The organism is Pseudoduganella sp. UC29_106 (assembly GCF_044055365.1).
In the GTDB taxonomy this organism is placed as follows: domain Bacteria; phylum Pseudomonadota; class Gammaproteobacteria; order Burkholderiales; family Burkholderiaceae_D; genus Rugamonas.
In genome coordinates, this window is sequence record NZ_CP171977.1 from 3,559,600 (window position 1) to 3,585,504 (window position 25,905).

Annotated in this window: 19 protein-coding genes; 5 read left to right on the forward strand and 14 right to left on the reverse strand. The window is 61.6% G+C overall.

What is annotated here, in order from left to right:
• Positions 1-60 precede the first annotated feature (60 nt).
• Positions 61-1,296, forward strand: a complete 1,236-nt coding sequence (locus ACHMW6_RS17990; protein WP_395408431.1) for a glycoside hydrolase family 27 protein — start codon at positions 61-63, stop codon at positions 1,294-1,296.
• A 40-nt stretch (positions 1,297-1,336) separates the two neighbouring features.
• Here the strand turns inward: ACHMW6_RS17990 and ACHMW6_RS17995 are convergent, their stop codons facing one another.
• The 12 genes from ACHMW6_RS17995 to ACHMW6_RS18050 all read right to left on the reverse strand — a co-directional run bounded on the left by ACHMW6_RS17995 (position 1,337) and on the right by ACHMW6_RS18050 (position 15,423).
• A complete protein-coding gene (locus ACHMW6_RS17995) occupies positions 1,337-3,400 on the reverse strand; it encodes a beta-galactosidase (protein WP_395408432.1) in 2,064 nt (687 codons plus the stop codon).
• Positions 3,401-3,550: 150 nt separating this feature from the next.
• Positions 3,551-4,903, reverse strand: coding sequence for a hypothetical protein (locus tag ACHMW6_RS18000; protein WP_395408434.1), 1,353 nt, complete (start codon positions 4,901-4,903; stop codon positions 3,551-3,553).
• Positions 4,819-5,889, reverse strand: coding sequence for a WD40/YVTN/BNR-like repeat-containing protein (locus ACHMW6_RS18005; RefSeq protein WP_395408435.1), 1,071 nt, complete (start codon positions 5,887-5,889; stop codon positions 4,819-4,821). The genes ACHMW6_RS18000 and ACHMW6_RS18005 overlap by 85 nt, the downstream gene beginning before the upstream one ends.
• A 24-nt stretch (positions 5,890-5,913) precedes the next feature.
• On the reverse strand, positions 5,914-6,042 hold the full coding sequence (locus ACHMW6_RS18010) for a hypothetical protein (RefSeq protein WP_395408436.1): 129 nt from the start codon (positions 6,040-6,042) through the stop codon (positions 5,914-5,916).
• Between the two features lie 515 nt (positions 6,043-6,557).
• Entirely contained in the window at positions 6,558-9,623 is a 3,066-nt protein-coding gene (locus tag ACHMW6_RS18015; RefSeq protein WP_395408437.1) for a TonB-dependent receptor, read from the reverse strand.
• A gap of 312 nt (positions 9,624-9,935) precedes the next feature.
• A complete protein-coding gene (locus tag ACHMW6_RS18020) occupies positions 9,936-10,331 on the reverse strand; it encodes a hypothetical protein (RefSeq protein ID WP_395408438.1) in 396 nt (131 codons plus the stop codon).
• A gap of 162 nt (positions 10,332-10,493) precedes the next feature.
• A complete protein-coding gene (locus ACHMW6_RS18025; RefSeq protein ID WP_395408439.1) occupies positions 10,494-10,997 on the reverse strand; it encodes an Lrp/AsnC family transcriptional regulator in 504 nt (167 codons plus the stop codon).
• A 14-nt stretch (positions 10,998-11,011) separates the two neighbouring features.
• A complete protein-coding gene (locus tag ACHMW6_RS18030) occupies positions 11,012-12,358 on the reverse strand; it encodes an aspartate aminotransferase family protein (RefSeq protein ID WP_395408440.1) in 1,347 nt (448 codons plus the stop codon).
• Positions 12,355-13,425 (reverse strand): phosphotransferase, encoded by a 1,071-nt coding sequence (locus tag ACHMW6_RS18035; RefSeq protein ID WP_395408442.1) that lies wholly within the window; start codon positions 13,423-13,425, stop codon positions 12,355-12,357. The genes ACHMW6_RS18030 and ACHMW6_RS18035 overlap by 4 nt, the downstream gene beginning before the upstream one ends.
• Positions 13,425-14,090, reverse strand: coding sequence for a haloacid dehalogenase type II (locus ACHMW6_RS18040; protein ID WP_395408443.1), 666 nt, complete (start codon positions 14,088-14,090; stop codon positions 13,425-13,427). The genes ACHMW6_RS18035 and ACHMW6_RS18040 overlap by 1 nt, the downstream gene beginning before the upstream one ends.
• Before the next feature lie 147 nt (positions 14,091-14,237).
• Positions 14,238-14,912: a helix-turn-helix domain-containing protein gene (locus ACHMW6_RS18045; protein ID WP_395408444.1), complete on the reverse strand. Its 675-nt coding sequence runs from the start codon at positions 14,910-14,912 to the stop codon at positions 14,238-14,240.
• A gap of 1 nt (position 14,913) precedes the next feature.
• Positions 14,914-15,423 carry a hypothetical protein gene (locus ACHMW6_RS18050; protein ID WP_395408445.1) on the reverse strand — a complete coding sequence of 170 codons (510 nt, stop codon included), beginning with the start codon at positions 15,421-15,423 and terminating at the stop codon, positions 14,914-14,916.
• Between the two features lie 458 nt (positions 15,424-15,881).
• On the opposite strand from ACHMW6_RS18050, the gene ACHMW6_RS18055 reads away from it, so the two are divergent.
• Genes ACHMW6_RS18055 through ACHMW6_RS18065 form a run of 3 tightly spaced genes read left to right on the forward strand, consistent with a single transcriptional unit; the run spans position 15,882 to position 19,740 of the window.
• Positions 15,882-17,777, forward strand: coding sequence for a sialate O-acetylesterase (locus ACHMW6_RS18055; protein WP_395408447.1), 1,896 nt, complete (start codon positions 15,882-15,884; stop codon positions 17,775-17,777).
• Between the two features lie 41 nt (positions 17,778-17,818).
• On the forward strand, positions 17,819-19,057 hold the full coding sequence (locus tag ACHMW6_RS18060) for a glycoside hydrolase family 27 protein (RefSeq protein ID WP_395408448.1): 1,239 nt from the start codon (positions 17,819-17,821) through the stop codon (positions 19,055-19,057).
• Complete coding sequence (locus ACHMW6_RS18065; RefSeq protein ID WP_395408635.1) at positions 19,054-19,740, forward strand: NPCBM/NEW2 domain-containing protein; 687 nt, start codon at positions 19,054-19,056, stop codon at positions 19,738-19,740. The genes ACHMW6_RS18060 and ACHMW6_RS18065 overlap by 4 nt, the downstream gene beginning before the upstream one ends.
• A 14-nt stretch (positions 19,741-19,754) precedes the next feature.
• On the opposite strand, the gene ACHMW6_RS18070 is transcribed toward ACHMW6_RS18065, so the two are convergent.
• A complete protein-coding gene (locus tag ACHMW6_RS18070; protein ID WP_395408449.1) occupies positions 19,755-21,119 on the reverse strand; it encodes a glycoside hydrolase family 27 protein in 1,365 nt (454 codons plus the stop codon).
• A complete protein-coding gene (locus ACHMW6_RS18075) occupies positions 21,112-24,084 on the reverse strand; it encodes a TIM-barrel domain-containing protein (protein ID WP_395408450.1) in 2,973 nt (990 codons plus the stop codon). Before ACHMW6_RS18075 ends, ACHMW6_RS18070 begins: the two co-directional genes overlap by 8 nt.
• Before the next feature lie 245 nt (positions 24,085-24,329).
• On the opposite strand from ACHMW6_RS18075, the gene ACHMW6_RS18080 reads away from it, so the two are divergent.
• Positions 24,330-25,865, forward strand: a complete 1,536-nt coding sequence (locus ACHMW6_RS18080; protein ID WP_395408452.1) for an alpha-L-fucosidase — start codon at positions 24,330-24,332, stop codon at positions 25,863-25,865.
• Positions 25,866-25,905 lie beyond the last annotated feature (40 nt).

Sequence of the window (25,905 nt, forward strand, 5' to 3'; positions counted from 1 at the left end):
GTCCGCGAGGGCAGCTTCGGCTGCCCTCCTTTACATTTCCCTCTCGATTCAAGGAGTATCATGAAAGCCCGATCCTGCCTGCAATTCGTCGCCGCGATCCTGTTCTCGCTGGCGCTATTGCCCGCATACGCGCAAAAATTTCCCGCCATCGCCGATACGCCGCCGATGGGCTGGAACAGCTGGAACAAGTTCGGCTGCGATGTCAGCGAAAAACTGATCCGCGACACCGCCGATGCCATGGTCAGCAGCGGCCTGCGCGACGCCGGCTACATCTACATCAACCTCGACGACTGCTGGCAGGGCCAACGAGACGCCGATGGCTTCATCCAGCCCGACCCGGTGCGCTTCCCGTCCGGCATCAAGGCTCTGGCCGACCATGTGCATGCGCGCGGCCTCAAGCTCGGCATCTATTCCGACGCAGGCTCGCAGACCTGCGGCAGACGTGCGGGTAGCCAGGGCCATGAATACCAGGATGCGCAGCAGTACGCACGCTGGGGCGTCGATTACCTGAAATATGACTGGTGCAACACCGGCGAGGGCAAGGCGCAGCGTAACCCGCGCGAAGCATACGCCACGATGCGCGATGCGCTCCACGCCGCTGGGCGCCCAATGGTCTTCTCCATCTGCGAGTGGGGCGACAACCAGCCCTGGGAATGGGCCGGCAATGTCGGCCACCTGTGGCGCACCACTGGCGACATCACGCATTGCTGGGAATGCGAAGAAGGACACGGCTCGTGGTCGTCGCTTGGCGTTCTGAACATCCTCGACAAGCAGGCGCCGTTGCGCAAGTATGCCAAGCCGGGCCAGTGGAATGATCCGGACATGCTGGAAGTGGGCCTGCTGCCGAGCGCCGGCGAAAACCGCGCGCACTTCAGCATGTGGGCGATGCTGGCGGCACCCCTGATCTTCGGCGCCGACGTGCCCTCCATGCCGGCCGAAGTCAGGAACATCCTCGCCAACCGTGACGTCATCGCCGTGGACCAGGACGCGCTCGGCATCCAGGGCTTCGCCTTCTACAAGGCGCCTGGCCTCGAGTATTGGGCCAGGCCGCTGGTGAACGGCGACTGGGCCATCGCCTTCCTGAACCGCAGCGACACGCCGAAGAAGATTTCCCATGACTGGCGCAAGCACGGTATCGGCGACGACGTCAGCGGCCGCAACGTGGACTTTTCCGTTGCGGCCTACGACATACGCGACCTGTGGGCAGGCAAGGCGGCCGGTACCACCGCAACGCCGCTGCAGGTGACGATTCCCGGGCGTGACATCGTGATGCTGAGGCTTTCGCCCAGGAAGTAATGCTTCGCACGGCAGGCGGCGCCAGTGGCCGCCTGAAACGTCACTGCTCGAGCAGGTCAACGCCCAGGGGCTCCAGGCGCAGCACGCCCGGCCAGCGTTTCCCGGTAAGCACGCCGTGCATGGCGCCCTCCAGCGCTACGTCCTTGGGCTCGCCCGTAGTGTTGACGTACAGCGTACGGCCTTCCACAACACGCGCGTAGACCCCGTCGGGCGTCTTCGGCCCCGTTGCAATGCCCAGGCTCGCGTATAGCTGGCGGTACAAAGGGCGCATGAACTGCGGATGCGCGGCCGTGGCGACATAGATCGCGCGTCCCTTGCCGTAGCGGTTGGCCGTGATGGCGGGTGGCTTGCCGTCAACATTGGCGAAGCTTGCCAGCACCTCGGCGGTGGACGGTTCGAGCACCTCGTAGGCGCCCAGTTCGGCCTTGACCTCTGTGCCGTCTATCGTGGTCTGCAGCGTGCCGGCGTTGTAGAAGGCGTTGGTGCGCAAGCCGAACACGTCGGTCAGGCCGCCGGGCAGCGGGGTGTCGTGCCACTGATTGTTGTCATTCACCTTGGCCGACTGTGCGGTCATGATGACCGTGCCGCCGTCGGACACGAACTTGCGCAGCCTGGCGGTCGATGCCGCATCGAGCAGGTACAGGCCGGGCACGATCACCAACTTGTAGCGGCTCAGGTCTTCGTGGCCGACGTGAATAATGGCCACGTCGATATTGTCCTTGAACAGCGGCTCATAGGCGTTGTGCGCCTGCTTCATGTAGCCCGGGTTAATGTACGGCCGCACCGTGTTGTTCATGCCCTCCTTCGGCAAGTTGGTGGCGATCATATTGTCAAACGAGTAGGCGATGGCGACCTGGGGCTGCTGCAGACGGGGGAAGCCCAGCTTTTCCAGCCTGCCGAATTCCTGCGCGATGGTGGCGAACTCGTCGAGCTTCCAGGAAGGCCGGTCGTCGTGGTCGATCAGGCCGAACAGCGCCTGTTCCTCGCCGCCGTGGTGGCTGTGCCAGGTCCACGGCATCACCGCCTGCGCGCCCATCAGCAGGCCAAAGTGCGCCCACATGCGCGAGCGGCCAGGCGTGCCGTAGTAGCCTGGGCCGCCGGCCGTGAATTCGTTGAACCAGATCGGAGCGTTCATGCCGGCACGCATCATCGTCGATTCGAAGCCGGCGCTCAGCGGATCGCCGGGGTAGAAACCCATCGCGCCGTAGCTCACATAGCTGCGGTAGGTGGCCAGGTAGTCGAAGCCCTTGCGCCCGGCGCTGTCCCACAAATTGGAGATGGCGGGTTTGTCCGGCACATTCTTCTTGCGTACCGCTTCCAGCAATCCCAGCACCTCAACGGTCTGATCGGACCAGAAGCGCCGCATGTCGAGATAGCGTTCATATGGCCCAACGCCATCGATGTACGGCAGGCGCACCTCGTCCCAGGTATTAAGGTGGCGCGACCAGCGCTGCGTGGCCCAAGCCTTGTTCAGCGCCGCGATGGTGCCGTACTTGCGCTGCAGCCAGCCGACGAAACGCTTGCGGTCGGCCTCGGAGTACGACACCATGCCGTTGCCGCTCTCATTGTTGTAGCCGATGGCGAACAGCGCCGGGTGTTTCGCGTAACGCCTGGTCATGGTGTCGGCCAGGCGCACCAGCAAGCGCCGGTAGTGCGGGTCGCTGGTGTCGTCCATATAGCGTTCAGCCGCATCGAGGCGCGCGCCGCGCTCGGTGACGATGTCGACGCCCGGGTATTTCTTGTGCAGCCAGACCGGCGCCGGTTGGCCCGGGATGTCCATGATGACCTTCAGGCCGGCGGCCTGCATCCGGTCCATGATCCAGTCGAACAGCCTGAAGTCGAATTTTCCTTCGGCCGGCTCGAAGGCGTCCCACGCCAGGTCGCCCATGCGCACGACCCTCATCCCAGCCTGCTTCATGCGCTGGATGTCGCGCTCGATCTGCTCGCGGCCGCTACGGTCGAAGGGTTGGTAGTTGGTGCCAACAAAAAGCTGGCCTGCGCCTGGCCATCCTGGATGGCCTTCCGCAGCTTGAGCCAAGGCACCTGCAGCGGTGAGGGTGCCCAGTGCCAGCGTGCAGGCGGCAGCGATTTTTTTGAATTTCATGGCGATGTGGGGTTTGCATCAGGGATGCTCGCTGGGTATTCTGCGAACGCCCGCATCGCACTGCAATAGCGAAAATCGACAACACATCCAATGAAATTCATCAGCTGAAAAAAACGGAGGCACGCGGCCTCCGTTCAGCGAGACTGCCGCCTAGTTGGCGTAGAGTACGCCGCGGCCGTTGCCGGCGGCATAGATCCGTCCGTAGGTATTCCAGTCGCCGGCCAGGTGATAGATACCGCCGAACTGGTGCGCATCGTCATTGAATCGCGACCAGGTGGCGCCCCCGTCATCGGAGCGGTACATACCCCACAGGCCATTCATGGCCCCCACCACGTAAACTGCCGCAGAGTACGGCGAGCCGGCCGCCGCCTTGCCCAGGGTCACCGCAGTGGCGCCCTGCACGTCCGGCCACTGGTTGCTGCCCCAGATCGACGAGAAGGCGCTGAGCTTGGTCCAGGTGGCGCCCGCATCGACCGAGTGATACAAGGCGTTGCCATCGGCCAGCCAGACATCGCCTTCCACGCTCGGGTTTACCGCCATCGACGTATTGCCGAAGAACGTCACCATCGGGCTGGTCGCCTTGAATGAGGTACGCTCGGTAAAGGTGTGGCCGCCATCCGCCGAGTACCAGAAGTGTGCTGTATCCGACCATTGATTCCACCATGCGCCGCCCGAATCGTAGGCATAGACCTTGTTCGGATTCTTGCGGTCCACCTTCAGGCGATAGCTGCGCGGCGCGCCGCCGATCAGGGTAAGCGGCGGCAGGTTGGTCGCGTTCCAGCTCGCGCCATTATTGGTGGTGTAGGACGGTACCGCATCGTTCGGCGCCCAGATCACGTTGTTGCGGCTGGTGACGGCGACGTTGGACGCGCCGTCCGTGCCAGCCGCGGCGCCGGTTGGCAGGGAAGCAAACTTCGCCCAGGTATTGCCGCCGTCGCCGGACCAGTAGCCGACGCCCACGTGGTTGTTGGCATTGTCGACGCCGGCCATGGCGATGTATTGCGGATCGGACCAGGCCATGTCGGCCGAATTGCCGCTACTCCACCAGTTCATGGGGCCTTTGGTCGGCCGTGTCGCGAGGTCGGTATCGACCCAGGCGCCGATGTCGCCCGAGCTGTTGATGAACTTGTAAGTCGCACCAGCGGGTGGGGTAACGAGGGCCAGCGTCGCGGTCTCCTCAAGGTTATTGACCTTGCTCGACCAGCTTGGCGTGGCCGCCGAGGCATTCCAGGTTTCGACGATGCCGCCGCCGTGCACGTGCATGATGTGGTCGCGGTTGGACGGGTCGATCTCGACCTCATCGACCCAGCCCGACGCCGTTTCTCCCGCCATGCCCGCCTCGATTTCGCGCCAGCTCTGCCCACCATTGTCGGACAATTGCACGACCTGCTTGCCGGCGTATTCGCCCCAGGTGCCCGTCACACCCAGCGCGATGCGCGCGCTGGCGCCGCTGCCGTAGACCGACAGGCCGCCGTAACCGCCCTGGGTACTGCTGCTGAGCAAGGTCCAGCTGCCATTGCCGACGGTGCCGCCGAACTTGTAGAGATAGCCGGGGCCGCCGGACCTTCCCCGGCGTTCTTGTTGAAGACCAGGTAGAAATTGCCATCGTTGGTACGCACCATGTGCGGAATGTAGAAGCCGGCTGCCTGGGCCGGCACTGGCACCGGCGCCCAGCTCGCACCGCCGTTGGTGGACTTGTACAGCACCGAGGTCAGGCCCGCCGCGTTGGCGTAGTCCGGGGCGATGGCCGCATACATGATCCAGGTTGTCTGGCCGCCGCCGACGCTCGAATTGTCGAACATCAGGTGCTCGACGCCGATCGGCGGGGGATTGCCGGCGATCGTGGCGGACGACAGCGACGTGACCTGGGACCAGGTCTGGCCCGAGTCGGTACTCTTCCACAGTCCAGCCGTACGCGTACCGTAGAACATGGTCGACGGATTGGTGGGGTCGAGTTTCAGGCGCTCGCCGACGGCGCGGCCGGTATCATTGCCGCCCACCATGAACGGCAGGTTGACCCAGGTCCAGTTGTTGCCCCGGTCGCTAGAGATATACAGGCGGCCATTAGCGCCCTGCTTCGTGGTGTCGCCGGTGACGATGTAGACTTTCTGGTCGTTGGCCGGATCGAGGGCCAGGCTCTCCACGTCGTGGAACCTGCCCTCAGCGCCGCCGAATCCCAGGCCGTCGGTCAGCGGCGTCCACGTCGAATCGGCTGCGTTCCAGCGATAGGCGCCGCCGACGTCGGTGCGAGCGTAAAGCAGGCTGGCGTTGACCGGATGGTAGACCAGCCCCGTCACGTAGCCGCCGCCGCCCCACTTGACACTGCTCCAGCTGGCCGCCGCCAGGTTCCCGCTGGCGACAACGACGGCAGCGGTCTTCGCCGAACCGCTCCCGGCGCCGCTGTTCCCGTCGGTACTCATGCCGCTGCCGCAGCCAGCCACAAGAGCGGCCATCATGGCCGGGATGACGAAATGGTATTTTCTACTCATATTTACTCCCAAAAGGCCGACCTGTTAAAAGATCGGCATGACGGACAGCTCTGCGGCGCTGTTCCAGCCGTTGCGCCAGGTCTCCCCCAGCGCATAAAAAGCAAGGTTGGACAGTTGAGTGATGGAGAAAGGCGATGCGCCCGATCGCAGCATGGATGGGGTACGCTCGTGCACATCGCTTGATATGTCTCCGTTGTCAGTGTTGCTGCACCGGTGCACGCGGTCTGTGACGGAGAATAGGCAGACTAGCCGGCAGGCCACTAACACCCGCTGGAGAATTTCTTGAACTGTGCGGGATTTTTTATTCCTTCCGCAGCTTTTTCTTAGCTTGGCGCGGCGCGTGATGCGCTCGGACAGGTTTATACAAGGCCCTCTTCCAGCTTCCAGCGGCTCTTCGCCGATCGGCGCTCAGGATGGACGCGTCCAACGCGACGGAGGGCCCGCGCTGATGACGGGCCTGCTCAATTTGAAGGGCTCGGATAAGGGCTAGGATTACAGAGTTGACTCGAGCGCCGCCTCGGCCAACGGTAACCTGCTTGGGCACGGTCAGCGCGCTATTAAAGGCAGCACAAGCCTTCAGTCATAGGCCCGTAGGGACAACACAACCTCCTGCAAACTGCAGTCGGCTCTCCCGCGTCCCGCACTGTCCGCGGGAGAGCATCGGCAGCTTAGAAGCTGTAGCGCATCTGCAGCGCGTAACGCGGCCCGGTCCCGAAGGCGGAGCGTTCCTTCATGCCGATCTGCTGCTGCATATACTGGCGATAAATGGCGGAAGTCAGGTTCTGCCCCTCGAAGGCCACGGTCAGATTGTCGGTCACCTTGAACTGCACGCCCATATCCAACTGACCGTAAGCGCCGCCCCACGTCGGCAAAGCGTAATTCACCGAATAGGCATTGTTGAAATTCGGGCTGTCCGGATTGCGGTCGATGCCACTGCCGTCAGCCGTACCCCAGGTATTGACCGCCTGCAGGTAGTGTGAACGCCAGCTATATGCCAGGCGCGCCGACCACGGGCCGTAATCGTACAGCAGCGCGAGGTTGAACGCGTTCTTCGACAGGCCCGACATAGGCACGCCGCCAAGCACGTGGCCATCCGTGTCGCAGCCGGCCAGGTCGCGCGCCAGATTTGCCGCCACGGTATCTTTCGGCGTGCACCAAACACCGATCACCGGCTGGTTCATGTTCAGGCGGCTGTCGATGTAAGTGTAATTGGCGGACACGCCAAGACCGGACAACCAGCCGGGCAGCTTGTCGAAATACTGCTGATAGCCGATTTCCAGGCCGCTGGCGCGGCCGTTGGCCCCGTTGACGGGAGCGGTGATCTGGAAATCCTGCTGCTTGCCGGTCGCGTCGTTCAGCGGATAGACCGCCGTCCTGCCGATGATGATGTCCTTGATCTTCTTATTGAACACCGCCAGCGTCAACGAGTTGCTGCGGCCAAAATACCACTCCGCCGTCACGTCGACGTTGTTCGACATGGTGGGCCTGAGCAGCGGGTTGCCGCGCGCCGAGCCGGTGTAATCGATCGAGTCGAGCACCGCCTGGTTGGTAACCGGGTCCGTATGCGTATGAATATTCTGGCTCAACGTCGTGTAGGCCTGCATCTGGTAGAACTCCGGCCTTGTCATGCCCCTCGAAGCGGCAAAGCGGAACTGCAGTTCACTATTGGCCTTCATGCGCAAGTTCACGCTTGGCAGGATCTTCGTATAGTTATTTTCGAACGATTGCTGCGCGGACTGCGCCGGGATGGAAGGCACGCCAGGCGGCTGATTGTTTCCAGACGGCGGGCTGAAAAGCGTATAGCCGGTCGCGGTCGACTCCGTGCGCACCAAGCGCGCGCCTACATTGCCATCCACCGGATATGGCAGCTGTTCGAAGCCGAAGCGCAACTGCGTATAAGCCGCCTTGGTGCGCTCCTTCTGCTGATTCAGCCCCTTGTCGTCGCCGAAGAGCGCAGGCTTCCAGTCGACACAGGAGTTGCCCGTGTTGCAGATCATATTACTGAAGGCGTGCAGCATGGGGAAGCTGGCAGGCGAAGCGGCCGCGGTACCATCTGTCAGCGACATGTTCGGCACAACAATCGACGGTGGCGCCGGCACATCGCCATTGAAGAAGTTGTTAAACGTATGTACGTTGGTGTTGCCGGCAAAGCGTGGATCAGACATGTAAGCGAGCTGGCTTAATGGCTGCCACGAATTGCCGACTGCCCACGACTGGCTGATCTGCGACCATTCGGAATCATGCGTGGACTGCGTCAGCGCTTTGCGCTCGGTCGCGCGCAGACCAAAACGCAGATCATTCAGCACCGGATGATCGAAGGTGAACTTGGCGTCGAGACGCGCTGCGTTCAGCGTGGCCCTGGCGCGGTCGCGGTGCTCCTGGGTCGAGCCCCAGTAGTAGTGCTTGGGATCGGCCAGGAATGCGCGGTCCGCATCATCGAACAGGAAGCGCGGCGGCGACTGGCTCATGTCCACCGTCTGCTTCGGCATATAGCCGCCGGTCCCGATCAGGTTGTCATATCCTTCCGTCGTGGCGCGGGTGTGCTGCAGGTCCGCCTTGAAAGTCCACTGGTCGTTGGCGCGCCACGTCGCGTTCCAGGAGATGTCACGCGTTTCCGCCTCACGGCCCCATGCGCGCGAGTCGGTGCCGAATCCAACGCCCCGGTCCGCGCTTCCGGCAGCGCCCTCGGTCGGATTGCGCAACACGCCGGCCAACAGGGCGCCCTTGTCATCGAAGGTCGCACCCTGGTCCAGTGTCAGCGTACGCGGATTGGTGCCCACGAAGAACGCATTCTCGTTCGAATACATCTTGTACTTCGAACGGAAGTAGGTCAGGCCGGAGGTGAGATCGCCCTTCTTCCATTGCAGTGCACCGTACAGGCCATCGCGCTTGCGGTCGAAGTTGTTGGAAGTCCAGTTGGCGCCAGGGGTAATCCAGCGCAGTGCGCCGCTATTGTCACCCACCACTGCGTCGGTGCGCGGATAGTATGGCGAGACCTGCAGGCCATCACTGCGCGTGGCAATCTTCGAATGCGCCAGATCGATCAAGGCGCCAAACTGGCCGAATGGTGTGTCCCAGCGGTTCGACAGCATGCCGGACAGTGAAGGCTCGGTCTTGCCGCGCAGCTGCGAGCGGGAAGCCTCCATGGAAAACGCGGCCTTCAATCCCTTGTAATCAAACGGCATCGCAGTGCGCAAATTAACCAGCCCGCCGATCCCGCCCTCGATCTGCTCGGCAGAGGGGTTTTTGTAAACGTCCACACCGGCCATCAGCTCGGGCGGCACATCCTCAAAGCTCAGCGAGCGGCCGCCGTTGGCGGAGAACGAATCGCGTCCATTAAGCTCTGAACGCACATAGCTTAGACCGCGGATCGACACGCCGGTGCCTTCGGCAGCGAAGTGCATGACGCCGTCGCCTACGCCTTGCTGCGGATCGACGCGGTTCATGGTGCGGTCAATGGTCACACCCGGCACGCGCTGCAGCACTTCTGTGATCGACTTGTCCGGCAGCTTGCCGATATCGTCCGCGACGATCGAATCGACGATTTCGTCCGCGTTCATCTTGATATTCTGCGCCGATTCCAAGGCCGCGCGCTGCCCGACTACGACCACGGTTGCCTGGCCGGTGTCGCCGCTCTTGTTGGCGGTATCGGCTTGCGCAAAGACTGCGCCGCTCGACAGCAAGACGACTTGCGCAACGGCCGCGGCAATCGCTGTTTTCTTAATATCCTTCAATCAGATTCTCCTCTCCATCATTCACGAAATCGCGGCCAGGCAGTGATCGGCCAGGTGCGATCTGCTTTGTGCTCGGGAACTGTTGAACGAGATGACTGCAACGAAGCGGGCACCGCGCATGCGGTCCGCAGTGAGGAATCTTCGTGACTGTCTCCGTCGTGTTCTCTGGCCGTTCGGCTCTGGTGCTATTGAACTTGCGATACGACGAGCACATTCTGCTGCTCGCAAATAACGCGAGCAATTGCGAAAATCACCAACGCAATTAATGAAAAGGCCGGAGCGCCAGCAAGTACTGCGCGCGGCATCGCAGCGTTACAGACCGTGCTTCGAGAACGGGCCATGTGCTGGCAAGCGCGCGACTGGCGCGTGCTGAGCTTCGTTGTATGACGACTCTTGCAGCACCGCTTCCGTACTATGTGGCCAGTGCTGCATTTCCGCATGCATGACGAGCCAACTAAAGGCATCGAAACCCTCCTCGTCATACAACTGCAACGCGCCCTGTTCGCGCCTGGCATCCCGCCGGAAGGCCAGCGTGCCGGGAAAGTTCCGCGTTCCCCAATGTCTCGTCTCGGCGCGCAATCGCTCCGCGCCACGAGGCAATAATGCAACACTCAAAATGAGCGATTGAAGCTTCTCGCTCCAGCGCCACGAACTCTGCCAGCCGGCGTGATACCGTGCATGGCGATCTCCAATCAACACGCGGGGCAAGCAACGGCCGCAGTTGGGCACCGCTGATCTTGTCCAGGGCCGGCCCTGACTCTGCATCGGCGCCGACGTACCGGCCGAACAAGGCGGTCAAGCGACCGCGGACACGGCACGGCGACACACGATTTCATAAGGGCCGTGCCGACGTGCCACCTTTAATCTGGATCACTCCCAACTCTTCTTGCCGTTTTCGATAATAAGCAGCGGATATTTCCGCTGCCCGAGCGGCTGGCGCAGTACGACGCGGCTGGCAAACTTTTCGATCCCGATATTGTCGTCCAATAAGCGGTCCATGAGCGCCTGGAAATGGGCAACGCTCGGCGCCACGATTTTCAGCAGGTAATCGTAGCCGCCACTGACGTTGTAGCAATCGACTATTTCACTGTACTTGCGCACGCCTGTTTCGAACTTCCTGAAGTCCTGCGGCTTATGGCTGCTGATGGTCACCTCGGAAAACACGATGACGTGATCGCCCACCTTCTCGAATGCGATATCAGCGCCGTAACCGACAATAACGCCAACTTCCTGCAACCGCTTTGTCCGCAGGAGACATGGACTTTCACTGAGGCCCACGGCCTGCGCCAGTTCGACATTGGAGCAGCGCCCCTCGCGCTGAAGGTGCGCCAGAATCTTCAAATCGATGCGGTCGAGGGAACAATCAGGTCGCATAATGGATGATGGACTTAAACGTCGTGCAGGGTTTCGGCTAGCGCTTCATCGAGGGCGTTGATCACCATTCCAGCTTGTTCCGCCGACAATATCAGCGGAGGCCGGATCTTGAGCACATTATGGCCCTGTGCACATGCGCTGAGCAAGATGCCCTTGTCCCGCATGCGATTCACGACCTGGCTGGTACGCCGGCGATCCGGTTCCCGCGATGCGCGATCCAGGACCAGCTCCACGCCTACAAACATCCCGGCGCCCCGCACATCGCCGATGGACTGGTGGCGCGTCGCAAGGTCGGCGATACCGTCGCGGAGCAAAACTCCGATCTTCGCCGCATGCTGCATCAGCTTCTCGCGTTCAATGGTCTCCAGTACCGCCAGCGCTGCTGCGCAGGACACGGTGTTGCCGGCGAAAGTGTTGAAGTACCGGGAGTTTTTGCCGAATTCCGCCAACGCGTCGGCGCTCGCCAGCAATCCGGCGATAGGCTGACCGTTACCCATCGGCTTGCCCATGGTGACAATGTCCGGGCTGAGGCCATGGCGCTGGAAGCCCCACATATACTCGCCCGTCCGCCCGAAGCCCGGTTGGACCTCGTCCGCGATGAACAGACCGCCAGCGCGCTTGATCGCATCGACCGCTCCCTTCAAGAGCCCTGCTGGTTCAGGGAGTATGCCGTCACTGGTGAACAGGGAATCGACGATCAGGGCAGCCGGCTTGATGCCGTGACGGCGCAGGTCGGCGATCGCCGCCTCTACATCGTGCGTGAATCGTTCAGCCAGATCTGCGCCCTCCGCATGATAGAGGCGCGGCGCAGGGACCAGGCGGACGTGCGGGCCAAGATCGACCGAGGCGCCCAGCGACGGCGAGAATTGCGAGACTGCATCGGTGATGCCGTGGTAGGCGGTATCGGTCACGATCACGCCAGTGCCGCCCGTGCGTACCTTGGCAATGCGATAGGCAAGATCGTTGGCCTCGCTGCCGCTGCAGGTGAGCATGAGATGGGCAAGGTCGGTCTCCTGCACGGTGGCCAGCAGGCGTTCCGCCAGTTCAAGAATGGTGTCGTGCAAATAGCGGGTATTGGTAGCGAGGGTGCGCACCTGCGTGCAAATCGCCTCGCTGACCGCCGGATGACAATGCCCGAGCGAAGTCACATTGTTATACACGTCGAGATACCGGCGTCCCTGCGGATCGATCAGCCATGCACCCTCCCCGCGCACGATATGGAGCGGGTGTTCATACATCAGGCGGTACGCGGGTCCGAGCAAGGCATCGCGCCGCGCAATCATCGCCTCGGTGGCCGGTTCCATCCTCGCGCGTCCAGGAATATAGGCATTGACCATATTGAGGTCGGTGGTGCTTTTCATTGGTTTTTTCCCTTTCGTACTTCGCTCAATAATCGATCGCGTGCTTCATTGCGGGAAAGGTCTGCCATCTGGCTCAGAGCCTCCCAACCTGCAGGGTTGTGCCGCATGATATAGGCGCGGTTTTCCGGATACCGTGCAGCGCGCCATTCAGAAATCAGCGCCGTCACGAGATGGCGCGTTGCCATCAGGTCTGTGACGATCTCTTGCTCGGCGTCGGTCAGTGGCAGTATCGAGTGATAGGCGCCAACGAATTGCGACGGCCCTTCGAACGGATCGGCATTGCCAGCCATATGAAAGGCTGCCGCCGTGGCCACCTCGCCTACCAGCGGTGCAAACAGCATGTCGCCGAAGTCGATAATCCCCGTGATACATGTTTGATCTGCCGGGGCGACCAGCACGTTGTAGAAGTGGTAGTCGTTGTGAATCACTTGCGACCGGACCGAGGCAAGCCGCGGCAACACGTGGTCGATGAAACGCTTCATGAACGATTCAGCGAGCGCGCGGCGCGGCGCATCTGTCACGCCATCGAGCTTGGACGCCAGCCGGTGCGCGGCAGAGACGTTCCACAACAAATCGTGCTGTGCGGCGAGATGCGTAAAACCGTGCAGGGCAAGGTCCAGTTGCGCAAGGCCGGCTCCCATCGCCCGGCGCTGCTCGGCGGTGCGGACAGTCTCCTTGACCTGGACGCCGTCCAGATAGGTAAGCATCCGCACCGTGCTTCGCTGCCCGCCTGGCAAGGTAACGAAATCACGCGTTCGTCCGCCCAGGGTGCGCACGACGCGGGGCACCGGCTGGGCGGGCGATACGCGGGCGATGTGCTCCAGCGCTGCGATCTGAAAGTCGACAATTCCTACCGGCTCGGAGGGATTGCTGATCTTCACCACATAGCGGGTGCCGTTCGCGGTTTCCACACAGCCGTTCTGGTCACGCTCGCTCGAAAGCGGTCGTATGCTTCCCCTGATGCCGTAGAGGCGATTAACCAGCTCCTCCACCTCGTTCAGAGGCAGGCTGGGAGCCGCCGTGCTCAGTGCAGGCGCCTCCATCGGGTCACTATCCAGCGCCATCATCAAAGCCCCAGCAAGCCTGGCAGTTGGCGGATGTCCGTCAACCGGCTGACGCCATAGTCCTCGGACGTGGGCTCATGCCCGCGATCGATGAAGGCTTTCGCCATGAAGCCAAGATCGGACGCCGTCATCAAGTCATAGCGGAAGCTCGACGAACAGTGCATCATCTGGTCCGGCCCGCAGCCAAGCTGTTCGAACATGTATTCGAAGACCTGGGCACGCGGCTTGTACGCACGCGCTTCTTCAGCGGTGTACACCGCATGGAACGGGGCTTTGAGGTGGGCGACGCTGTGCGGAATAAGATCGACCATCGAGTTCGACAGGATCACCAGGGGGATGTGCGGAGCGATCGTCTCCAGTACCTCGACCACATTCGGATGCGGCTGCCAGGTCGGTATGGCGTCGTACAATGCCGCCGCGTCCGAGGGATGGTATGCAACCCCGTGCGCCTTGCACGCGCGCCGGATCGAATTTTCGATAACGTCAAAGAAGGGCTTCCACTCTCCCAATACTTCGTCCAGCCGGTAAAACCGGAAGCTCTCCAAAAATGCCGGCATGCGTTCAGCCGGAACGCGCTCCTCGAATAGCAGCCTGGCTGTGGGGCCCATATTGAAGTTAATCAGGGTTCCGTAGCAGTCAAAGCTGATGAATTTGGGTTTGAATACCATGTGCATATCTCCTGTGCTTGGGTAAGGAGAAGTATGCAGTTTCAGCGCTGCAGAAGATTGCATATCGCACTGAAATCCGAGCAGATTCCGGTTCAATCTGGACCTGCGCCGGCATATTCCTTCCGCCGCCGCGGGCGCCTAGTGGCCCTAGTCGGAGCCTGGCGATCCGGCGGCACAGGCGTCAGGCTCCTGCTGCGCCGACAGAGTTCGAAATGCTCCGGGCGTGCAGTCGTATTCCTCTTTGAACAGCCGGTTGAAATAGGAAACATTGGCGTAGCCGACCGAATAGGCAATTTCCGCCACCGCCACATCCTTATTGGCGGTCAACAAGCGGGCAGCTTCGGACAGCCGCAGCTTATTTAGATAGCTGGTGAATGTCATGCCAAGTTCCGCTTTCAATATTTCATTCACTTTTCGGCGGTTCGACCCGGTGCTGGACACCACCCCTTCCAGATCCAGCTCGGCATTCTTGTAATTCGTCGCGATATAGCGCAGCACGGACGCCTTTTCCTTGTCCCTGTGAGGCTCCAGAGTCAGCTGGCGGTATGCAGCCAAGGTCAAATCTTTTTGTAATCTACCGTTGACACTAGTGACCAGGGCACGGGTATGGGCGCGGAAAAAAACGACCGCAAATACCACCCCGCCCGCCACAATGATGAACGCCAGCGCGACAAGATAACGGTAATCACGGCCATGCAGCACCATTTCATTGATTTCCAGGTAACTGTCGACATTATGAGCAGTACGGGGGCTGTTTCCGAACACGATCTTCGACACCTTGTCCAGCTTATAGCCCTGGCGTGACAGATCGAGCTTCATCATGTCAAACCACCATTCGGACATCGCAAGCCGGGTCAGGTCCAGGGGAAACCATTCCGCCCTCCTCGCTGCAGTAAAAAAATGTCAGCGGAGAGCGGTAAGTCAAAAAGTTGCCAGGTTTCGAGAGATTTTCGTCAAAGGTCGAGAGCGAAAAGATCAAGGAATTCGCAGGCGCACATTTGGCGCGGATGGTAATGCTGTTGTACTTGGTCAGATCCAGGTGAGCCAACTTGCCTTTCGAGTCTTCCAGCTGCAGTCCGGCGGAAAAGAATGGAGACTGTGCCGAATCTGCCAGCCGAAAGCCAAAACTCAGCTGCTCCGGCGTTGAACTCTGTATACGGATCGTCGATCTGCCTTCCTGCGTGCCATCGGCAATGGCGCGCCAGCGCACATCGTGTGCCGGCAAAAGAGACAAGGACAAATAGCTGCGATAGATGAAGAAGCCCCCAAGCAGGGCGTCTACTACCAGCAGCAGAATGAACGCGAGAAGCGACTTCTTATAAAACTCTTCCATTATCGTACAGTTGTTATTCAGTCTCCGTGGCTTAGATTAGCGCGGCCGTGGCTTGCATCTTAACAGTCCCTGCCCCGTCCGGCGTCATAGTCAGCTGGCCGACATGGTACAGCCTTCTTGCGCCGGCACCTCGCACGCCCTCGCAGAGCGCGCACGGCGCCCCGTGGCCGCAGCCGTGGACGTGGCCGTAGCCGCGACATCGTTCATCAATAGTATTAAGCCGATTGGTTGATTTCAGAATTGCGCTGGCAGAGGCAAGATTTCAGAATCTTGCATTGTTACAAATAGGAGACCACTGCCGGGCGGTGCGCCATGTGTCCCTGCGCCAAAGCATCGAGCGGCGGATCTGCGCCCGACAACGATTAGGAACCCGGATGATCAAAACACGCATTATCACCCCATTGCTGGCGCTTGCCACGTGCTGCATAAACCTGCCCGCACTCGCTCAGGAGCTCAGCGTGGCGCGCATCTTTTCCGACCACGCGGTGCTGCAGCGCGACCAGCCGATCACTGTCTGGGGCACTGCGAGCGCCGGGCGCAAGGTGACCGTCATGCTGGGCGACCGCGTGGTGGGTGGCAACGCGGACGCGCAAGGCAAGTGGACCATCCAGCTCCCGCCGCAATCCGCTGGTGGCCCCTACACTCTGACGGTGACAGCAGACGGACAGACGGTCAGTCGCAACGACATCCTGATTGGCGACGTCTATCTGTGCGCGGGCCAGTCGAACATGGAATTTGCCGTGCGGGCGTCAACCAATGCCATGGGCGCGACCTATGGCGCCCGCAACGATCAGTTACGCTACCTGAATATTCAGAAGAACAGTGCAGCGACCCCACAGGCAGAACTCAAAGCCCCGGTTCAGTGGACAACGCTGACGCCAGAAACCGTCGGCGAGGCCTCCGCCGTCTGCTATTACATGGCGCGCTCCCTGCAGGCGCAATACAAGATCCCGGTCGGTTTCGTCAATGCCAGCTGGGGCGGCACCATGATCCAGAGCTGGATCGGCGCCGAGTCGCTGCGTTCCCTCAGCGACTATCGCGAAGGGGTCGAGGCTGTGGCTCAGTATGGCGCCGATCCGGCCGCCGCAATGCATGCCGAAGACGCACGCAGCGAAGCGTGGTGGCGCGCACACGATCCGGCAGCGGCCGCACAGCGCGCCTGGATTGCGCCCGACTTCGACGACAGTGCGTGGCCATCCGTCACGCCAGCCGGCTCCTGGAAAGACAGCGGCGTAGCCGGCTTCAAGGACTTCGACGGCGTGGCCTGGTACCGTACTGCCGTGACGCTGACGGAGGCGCAAGCGAAGGCCGCGAACAGGCTGCAACTGGGTCCCGTCGATACCTACGACAGCACCTGGGTCAACGGCGTGCGCGTGGGCGGCGCGGGCCTGCCATGGACCTGGCGCGAATATGCGGTACCGCAGGGCGTGTTCAAGCCTGGCCGCAATGTGATTGCCATGCGCGTGCTGAGCGGTGGCACGGGCGGCGGCTTGTCCGGCCCGCCGACCAGCCGCAATGTGATCATGGCCGATGGCCAGACAGTTCCCCTACCGGCAACGTGGAAGGTCCAGCGCGGCAGCGCAATGACAGGCTTGTCGGTGCGGCCGGCGCCGTGGGACGTGCCAACGAGCCTTACTACACTCTATAACGGCATGATCGCCCCCCTGCTTGGCTATAAATTCAAACTGGTCGCGTGGTATCAGGGCGAGGCCAATGCCGGCGAGGAGGCGGCAAACCCGGGCGGGCCGCAGGAATATCGCACGCTGCTGTCGCTGTTGATGCGCGACTGGCGCCAGCGCTTCGCTCAGCCCGCGCTGCCATTCTTCGTCGTGCAGCTGCCGGCATTCGGCTCGCCGGCGCGTACACCCGGCTACTCTGCCTGGGCCGAGCTGCGCCAGGCGCAGGCGCAGACTGTGGCGCACGATGCGCACGCCGGGCTCGTCGTCACGCTCGACGCAGGCGACCGCTTCGATATCCACCCGACCCAGAAAACGGTGGTCGGAGAACGCCTGGCGCGCATCGCGCGCACCGTCGCTTACGGAGAAAACCCGGCACCCGGCAGCCCCGCGCCCATCTCGGCGCGGCGCGTCGGCCGCAATATCGTCATCGCATTCCGTGACACGGGCAGCGGCCTGGCGACCTATTCGTCCGACAAGGCATTCGGTTTCGAGGTATGCGCACGCAAGGCGTGCCGCTATGCCGATGCGCGCGTCTCCGGCGATACGGTCGTACTGCCCGGCGCGGGCACCGCCGCTACGACGCGCGTGCGCTACGCGTGGGCGGATGCGCCGTTTGTGAACCTGTTCGGCGGTGATGGTCTGCCGGCTGGCCCATTCGAGCTCGACGTGAAATAAGCGCTGACTTCATTCCAAGCAAAACATTAACGGAAACCTTGATGCAAAAACTAAACTTACGCTGGAAACCTCTTCTTGCATTGCTCCCCCTTTGGTTCGCGGCGTCCACATCGCACGCGGCAAATGATCCGCTCGCGCCAACTGCCCGCTGGAGCGCCTATACTGCCGGCCGCGCCCTCACCCCGCCGATGGGATGGAGCAGCTGGAATGCGTTTGGCACCGACATTGATGAAGCAAAGATACTGGGCTCGGCCCAGCGCATCGTTGACGCCGGCCTGGCCGCCAAAGGCTACCGCTATATCAATATCGATGACGGATGGGCCTTGCAGCGCCGTGTTTCCGACGGCCATATGGTCATACGGCCTGACCGCTTTCCGTCCTCGGTGACCGGCAACGCCAGCACCTTCCGTCCCTTTACGGACAAAATCCATGCAATGGGACTCAAGGCCGGCATCTATTCTGACCTTGGCCGCAACACCTGCTCCCAGGCATATTCCGGCAGCGAGACCGATCTGCCCAAGGGCAGCGTACTGGAACGCGAGGTCGGACTCTACGGCCATATCGATCAGGACATCGCGCTCTACTTCGCCGACTGGGGCTTCGATTTCATCAAGGTCGATGGCTGCGGTCTGCGTGCCTACGGTCCGGCAAGCCCGAAGGTGCGCTCGGGTCAGTACCGTGCATTGCCGCCGGTGCTGGACCTGGAATCGGTAAGCCGCTCCGACATTCCGGCGGTACAGGCCGAATTCGCGCAGATTAACGCGGCGCTCAAGCGCAACAAGCCCGACGGCGATTTTCTTCTCTCGCTGTGCATCTGGGGCGCGGCGGATGTGCGTGCCTGGGGCAAGAACGTCGGCAATATCTCCCGCACCAGCGACGACATCACGCCCTACTGGAACCGCATGCTGAGCAATTTCGACAGCGCGGCAAGGCGCGAACTGTATGGGCATCCGGGCAGCTGGAATGACCCGGACATGCTGTACATCGGCAAGGGCGACTTCGACGCCGATCACCTGGTCGAAGCCAGGTCGCATTTCTCGCTTTGGGCCATGCTGAATGCGCCGCTGATGATGGGCGCCGACCTCAGGACCATGCCGCAGGAGCTGATGGAGATCGTTGGCAACGCCGACGTCATTGCGGTCAACCAGGATGCCGCCGGCAATCAGGCCACGCTTGCTTATGACGCCGACGACCTGCAAATTATGGTCAAGCCGCTGGCGTCCGGCAAAAAGCCGTTGCCATCTTCAACCGCGGAATTACCCCGATCGAGGTCGACCTGACTGCCGAGCATCTCAAGTTCCGCAAGGACGCGCCCATCGCCTTGACCGATCTCTGGACCAAGGCCAACGCCGCTTTTACCAATGAGACCAAGCTGCGTGTGGCCCCGCGCGAAACCCGGATCTTCCGTGCTTCCGGCACGCGCGAGCTGTCGCAGGGGCTTTATCTGTCGGAACAGACTGGCAGTGTGAATCCCGCCGTGGATGGCGTGATCAGGCCGCAAGCCGATCCTACCATCTTCCGTTCCTCCGCCGCCTGGAGCGGAACCAAGGGGCCAGGCGAGCGGCCAATGTACGCCGGCTGGGGCGGCGCCCGCGCCGATAGCACGCCCTACGGCCAGACGTTACGAATTGCCGGAGTCACTTACGCTGCCGGTATCGGCATTCTGGCCAACTCCCGGCTGGAGGTGCGCAATCAGGGCTATCGCCGCCTCAACGCCAAGGTCGGTGTCGACGATTCCGCACACGACCGCACGCGCAGCGTGACCTTCATGGTCTATGGCGACGGCAAACTCCTGGCAAAGAGCAAACCTATGCGCTGGGGCCAGCCAGCGCACGCCTTGAACGCCGACGTGGCTGGTGTCAAGCTCATTGAACTGGTGGCGCGCAGCACCGGAGGAGAGAATGAGCACTTGCCGGTAAGCTGGGGCGACGCCGCGCTGTCGTCGCCAGTCCAGCCTGACTGATTGGCGCGGCCCTGTTACGCCACCAAACGTAACAGGGCCGAGCCGTGCGGCGCCAGGGATTGATGGATCACCCCATGCGCCGCCGGGCGGTCCTGTCGCGCCCACAGGTCACGTAGCGCCACCTTCTTATCGCCCAGGTTAAGGCGCGACAGGTCAAACTCAATCTTCGCCGGCAGATCGCCCGTGTTGAACAAGGCCAGGTAATAAACGCCGCTGGCGCCCTTCGCCTGCGCACTCCAGATGCGCGTATCAGGATCGGCCCGATGCGGCCGATTCGCATGGCTTCGCTGGTTCACCGCAATCACCTCCGGATTGGTCAGTAAGGCTAGCGTAGCGGCGTCCAGGCTGCGCAAGTCGCCTCCCATAATGAGCGGCGAACGGGCAATGCCCCATAAAGTCATCAAGGTCTGCTGCTCGTCCGGCGTGAACTTGGTATCGCGCGCGCCCATCGCCAGGCGGCCGAGCGGCAGCATGTCGGCATCAGGCCAGGAATTTGCGCCCATGACGGGATTCCAGTTCTCCAGGCGTTCGAACTGCTCCTTCAGCAGCTTCCACTCGTCCCAGAAATCGTCCGAGATGCGCCACATCTGCGCATAATGCGGCACATGGCTCGCCCATTTGAGATCGGTTTCGCCGGGTGAGATGCTGAGCGTAATCGCCCGCCCGGAAGCCTGGATGGCTTTGTGCGCGGCTTCGATTTCGCGCCAGTTCTTGTCGTACGGGCGCGCCAGGTCGTCCATCTTGACGAAGTCGACGCCCCACGACGCATACAGCTTGAAGATCGAGTTGTAATATTCCTGCGCGCCCGGTCTGGTCATGTCGATGCCGTACATGTCGCCGTTCCAGGTGCAGACCGAGCTGGTGTCGGCGATATCCTGCGCTCGCAGGCTGGTGCCCAGGATCGGCGTATTCAGGCGCACCGCCTGGCGCGGAATGCCGCGCATGACGTGGATACCGAATTTCATTCCCATGCGATGGATCTGGTCGGCCAGACCTTTGAAGCCCCTGCCCTGCGCGGCTGATGGGAACCGGTTCGGCGCCGGCAGCAGGCGGCCATACTCATCCATCGTCAATTCTGCATCCTTGCGGTATTCATAGCCGTTGGCATTCGGCTCATACCACTGGATGTCGACCGTGAAGACGTCGTAGCCCGATGGCAGCAGCTTCTGCGCCATGATGCGCGCATTTTCCAGCGCCTGGGCCTCGGTAATGGTGGTTGCGAACGAGTTCCAGCTGTTCCAGCCCATCGGCGGCGTGGGCGCCAATGGCGCGCGGCCGGTGGCGCGGGCCGCCGATGCGAGCGCTGCTCCCGGCAGTGCCGCGGCGGTGGCCGTGGCCATGGAGCTTGCGAGGAGATGGCGGCGAGGCAGATTAATCATGAGATCCAGGTTGGTTAAGGTGAATGTTGGTATCGAACTTCACTTCCGTGAATTTCCCTTCGTAGCGCACAGTCTTGCTGGCCTGCGCCTGACCGATTCCCTTGCCATTGCCGCGATCGACCAGCACCAGATTCAGCGTGCGGACCTTCGCCATCCCCGGGAAGCTGCCCTTGCGGGCGCCGATCGTCAGCGTCTTGCTCTTGTCATTCCACTTGAGCGTGGTGCGAGCGGCAGCGCCCTTTTCATACGCATAGGTTTCGTTATCGTCTTCGTACAAGGTAAAGCTGCCGTCGGCGCCCGGGTAGATGCGGATCTCATAGGGCGCGTCCGGTTGTTCGGTGGCGTACTGCAGCACCGGTCCCATTGGCAGGATGGCGCCGGCGCGCACATACAGCGGCACGATATCGAGCGGCACGTCGCGCACCACGCTCTGGCCCCCTTCATGACGCTGGTTAGTCCAGAAATCGTACCAGGCTGTGCCCTTCGGCAGATAGGTGCGCATGCTCGCGTCGGTTGATGGTTTGGTCTCGGCGAGCGCACGGATCGCGCTTGGGGTGCGCCAGGCGAGGCGCAGGCTGCGGTCCGAGGTGGCCTGGTAATACTCCAGCGTCAGTTTGACGCGCTGGCCCTTGCGCAGCACCTGGCGCGTGCTGGCCAGCCGCTTGCCGCCGTTCTCCCAGCGCTCAAGCACCACTGCGCCGTCGAGGAGCAGGCGGTAGCCGTCGTCCCCTTCCACGCCGATTTCATACTCGCCATCCTCCGGCGCCTCCAGCGTGCCGGTCCAGCGCGCGGAGAAGTCGTCCAGTTGACTCAAGCCCGCAGGAATGGTGGCCAATGGGGGCGCCGGCCAGGAATGGTCGATCACCTTGTCGATCACTTGGCCCTTCGGGATTTCAAAATTGCGCCCTTCGAAGTACTGCCCCGCCAGGCCGGGCTGGCCGTCCGGCGTGCGCAGGTAATCTACCGGGATGGTTGCCGGTGGCGGCGGCTGGATGCGGTACATCGGCCGCGTGACCGGGTGTACCAGCAATGAGGGGCCGAACATGAAGGCATCGTTGATGCCGTAAGTCGCCTGGTCCTCCGCAAAGTCCATCGGCAAGGCACGCATCAGCGTGTAATGGTCGCTGGTCACCCTGGCGCTGAGGCCATAGGTGTAGGGCAGAAGGCGGTAACGCAAGTGGGCCGCGTCGAGCAGGGATTTGTAGACTTCCGCATCGAGCGTCTTGAAAATGTAGGGCTCACGCTCGATGTCGGTACCGTGTACGCGCATGATCGGGTTGAAGGCGCCATACTGGAACCAGCGCGCGAACAATTCGCGGTAAGCCGGATCTTTCTCTCCCCCCGGGAAATCGCGGGCGACGAAAAAGCCGCCAGTATCCTGCGTCCAGTAAGGATTACCGGTGATGGTCACGTTGACGCCGCCGCTCACCTGCTTGCGCAAGGTATCCCAGCTTGCAAAGATGTCGCCCGACCAGGATGCCGCGGCGGTGCGCTGCGCACCTGCCCAGGCTGAACGGGTCAGTGTGAACACGCGCTTGTTGCTCGTGGCGCGCTGTCCATCGTAAGTGCCCTGGGTGGTCAGCAGCGTATAGGGATTCAAATAGCGGGAGAAGTCGCCCAGTGCATTCCTGCCCAGTAACTTGATGTCGGCTTCATTCCTGGCCGCGTCCCAGGCAGCGGAACCGACTTCCACTTCCGTGCCGTCCATCCACAGTGCATCCACGCCCTTGTCGAACAGGCCGGACTTCGCATGCTTGAAGTAGATCTGGCGTCCCTTGGCGCTGTAAGCGTCGTAGACACGCGCCTTCTGCGAGATCCAGTGCAAGGGTTCGAAACGCAGTCCGTACTGATCGAGTTCCTTGGCCAGCGCTGTGTCGTTGCCCACCGACGGCCAGATCGATACCATCAGCTTCAGGTTGAGCTTATGCAGGCTGTCGGTCATGCCGGCCGGATCCGGAAAACGCACCGGATCCCAGGTCATGCCGCTCCAGGTGCCGTCCTTGTCGCCGCCCCAGTACTGCCAATCCTGCACGATGTAGTCGAGCGGGAAGCGCTCCTTACGGAAGGTCTCGGCCACCTCCACAATGCGGCGCTGGGTGGGATAACGTTCCTTGCTCATGAAGAGGCCAAATGCCTGTTTCGGATACATCGGCGCAGCCCCGGTCAGGCGGCGATAGTCACCCACGACGTCATCCATCGAGCGGCCGCCCATGAAGTAATAGTCCACGCCGCCGGGCGCACTTTCAGCCCACAGGCGGGCGCCATCCGGTCCGTCGTGAAAGCGCATCTTCGAATAGGTATCCCATAGGATGCCATAGCGCTCGGACGACATCATCACGGGAATGATGATGCCCAGGTTGGTCTGCACCAGCAGCAAGTCCTGATTGCGCCGGTTGACCGTATCGCTATCGGTATAGCCAAAGCCAAAGATCGCCTCCTCCGGCTTCAGCGTGAAGCGATTCTCCACTTCGTAGGAAGGCGCGCCAGAAACTTCGATTGCCTTGATCCACTGCGGCTGCCCACCCTCGCGCGTGTACAGCTGGCCGCTACCGTCCATGAAGCTCAGTGCCCCCGTCTTGCGGTCGATCTCGATGCGCAGCCGGGCGCTCTTGATCGTCAGCGTGTTTCCTTTCTCAACGAGGTCGAAAGGGACCTTGACGGGTTTGCTCACCACAACCAGGCTGGGACTGGTCCAATGGCTCGTGCCCAGGTTGGCGTTCACGCGCACTGTCGCCGGACCATAGAAGATCACGTTCTTGACGACGTCTCCAATGCGAAATTGCACGCCATGCTGCAGGCGCACATAGCCGAAGCCATCGATGCCTGCGACCTGCGCCGCCTGCAGGTGGCCGTTTTCGTCCAGACCACTATAGAGCGTTGTTCCCCTGGCGCACGAGACGCTGGGGCTGCACGTCGCCGCGAGCACCAGCAAGCTGGCAATGAAGGACTTCGCGAAATGCTTCATGAATTCTGACTTTCGGGTTGTGGTCCGGCTTCCGAACCGCTGTTGGCTGAGCAAATTCTGCCCATTGTGCGAGCGGCAATACAGAAAAGGCAATTGCGAAAGTCAACAAGAAGACGAACAAATTTTCGCAGTGGTCATGCCGAGCAGAGATCGGAGGACTCAAGCTACGCTTCACGTATTGCGACAGAGTATGAAAGTATCTATAATCTGTCGAGTACATTATATATTAAAGACATGGAGACACAATGATCCGCCGTGCCCTTGCTTCCACCTTCGCCCTGTGCAGCCTATTTGGCAGTCCACTTGCGCCGGCCGCCGACAACGCCGGCGCGGCCGTCGAACTCACACAGCTGGCTGGCCCATTTAGCGCCGCCCCGGCTTCCTTGAGCAAGTACGAAACCCCAGCCTGGTTCCGTGACGCAAAGTTCGGCATCTGGTCGCACTGGGGACCGCAATCGGTGCCGCGTGCCGGCGACTGGTATGCCCGCAATATGTACATCTACGGCAGCGAGCAATACAAGCATCACCTGCAGCACTATGGCCACCCGTCCAAGTCCGGCTACAAGGACATCATCCCCTTGTGGAAAGCGGAGAAATTCGACCCCGATGCGTTGATGGCGCTTTACAAGAAGGCGGGAGCGCGCTACTTCGTCAGCATGGGCGTCCACCACGACAACTTCGATTTGTGGGATTCGCGACACCACGAGTGGAATGCCGTGAAAATGGGCCCGCACCGCGACATCGTCGGTGACTGGCAGAAGGCGGCGCGCAAGGCGGGCCTGCGCTTCGGCGTATCGGAACACCTGGGCGCCAGCTACGCATGGTGGGCGCCAAGCCATGGCTACGATCAGATCTGGCCCATGATGGGCGTGGATTATGACGGCGCCGACCCGAAATATGCCTCGCTGTACCACCCTGCCCATAACCAGCCCTACCGCAACACCAGTACCTGGTACACCACGGATACGCGCTTTCACCAGGAATGGTTCAACCGCATCAGCGACCTGGTCACCCACTATCAGCCGGACCTGCTCTATTCCGACGGTGGTCTTCCCTTCGGCACGGTAGGCCGCACGCTGGTGGCCAACTTCTACAACGCCAACATCGCCAAACACAGCGGAAAACTGGAGGCGGTCTACAACCATAAGGACATAGGCTCCGGTGAGTTCATCCGTGAAGCCGGCGTGCAGGACGTCGAACGCGGTGTCATGAACGGTATCCAGCCGCTGCCATGGCAGACCGACACTTCGATGGGCGACTGGTTCTACAGCGAGGGATACAAGTACAAGACCACGCAGGACGTGGTGTACATGCTGGCGGACATCGTCAGCAAGAACGGTAACCTGCTGCTCAACGTGGTGCAGTACCCGGATGGCAGCCTGCCACCCGAGTCGCGCCAGTTCCTCGACGAGATGGCTGCGTGGATGAAGGTCAACGGCGAAGCGATCTATGGCACGCGGCCATGGAAGATTTTCGGCGAGGGCCCGACCAATATGGAGGGCGGCGCTTTCAAGGAGAATGCCGACTACACTGCCAGCGATATCCGCTTCACCAGCAAGAACGGGGCACTGTACGCCATCACACTGGGCGAGCCGAAGGGACAAGTGCGCATCGCTTCGCTCGGCAAGCAGGCAAAAATCGACACGCGGCCGGTCAAGTCCGTATCCCTGGTGGGTGCGGCCGGAGCCTTGCGCTGGAAGCAGCAGGATGATGCGCTGGTGATCGAGGTGCCGGCCGACTTGCCTTCGCCAATCGCCTCCAGCTTCAAGATCGGTTTCTGACCGCCGGCACACAGCACGACCAGGAGACAGCTGCATGAAC

Bases quoted from the DNA above. Each gene is read 5' to 3' on its own strand.
- ACHMW6_RS17995 (WP_395408432.1), bottom strand. From the start codon at position 3,400: ATGAAATTCAAAAAAATCGCTGCCGCCTGCACGCTGGCACTGGGCACC.
- ACHMW6_RS17990 (WP_395408431.1), top strand. From the start codon at position 61: ATGAAAGCCCGATCCTGCCTGCAATTCGTCGCCGCGATCCTGTTCTCG.
- ACHMW6_RS18080 (WP_395408452.1), top strand. From the start codon at position 24,330: ATGATCCGCCGTGCCCTTGCTTCCACCTTCGCCCTGTGCAGCCTATTT.
- ACHMW6_RS18045 (WP_395408444.1), bottom strand. From the start codon at position 14,912: ATGATGAAGCTCGATCTGTCACGCCAGGGCTATAAGCTGGACAAGGTG.
- ACHMW6_RS18010 (WP_395408436.1), bottom strand. From the start codon at position 6,042: ATGCTGCGATCGGGCGCATCGCCTTTCTCCATCACTCAACTGTCCAAC.
- ACHMW6_RS18030 (WP_395408440.1), bottom strand. From the start codon at position 12,358: ATGAAAAGCACCACCGACCTCAATATGGTCAATGCCTATATTCCTGGA.
- ACHMW6_RS18035 (WP_395408442.1), bottom strand. From the start codon at position 13,425: ATGATGGCGCTGGATAGTGACCCGATGGAGGCGCCTGCACTGAGCACG.
- ACHMW6_RS18075 (WP_395408450.1), bottom strand. From the start codon at position 24,084: ATGAAGCATTTCGCGAAGTCCTTCATTGCCAGCTTGCTGGTGCTCGCG.
- ACHMW6_RS18060 (WP_395408448.1), top strand. From the start codon at position 17,819: ATGCAAAAACTAAACTTACGCTGGAAACCTCTTCTTGCATTGCTCCCC.
- ACHMW6_RS18005 (WP_395408435.1), bottom strand. From the start codon at position 5,889: ATGAGTAGAAAATACCATTTCGTCATCCCGGCCATGATGGCCGCTCTT.
- ACHMW6_RS18025 (WP_395408439.1), bottom strand. From the start codon at position 10,997: ATGCGACCTGATTGTTCCCTCGACCGCATCGATTTGAAGATTCTGGCG.
- ACHMW6_RS18040 (WP_395408443.1), bottom strand. From the start codon at position 14,090: ATGGTATTCAAACCCAAATTCATCAGCTTTGACTGCTACGGAACCCTG.
- ACHMW6_RS18070 (WP_395408449.1), bottom strand. From the start codon at position 21,119: ATGATTAATCTGCCTCGCCGCCATCTCCTCGCAAGCTCCATGGCCACG.
- ACHMW6_RS18050 (WP_395408445.1), bottom strand. From the start codon at position 15,423: ATGGAAGAGTTTTATAAGAAGTCGCTTCTCGCGTTCATTCTGCTGCTG.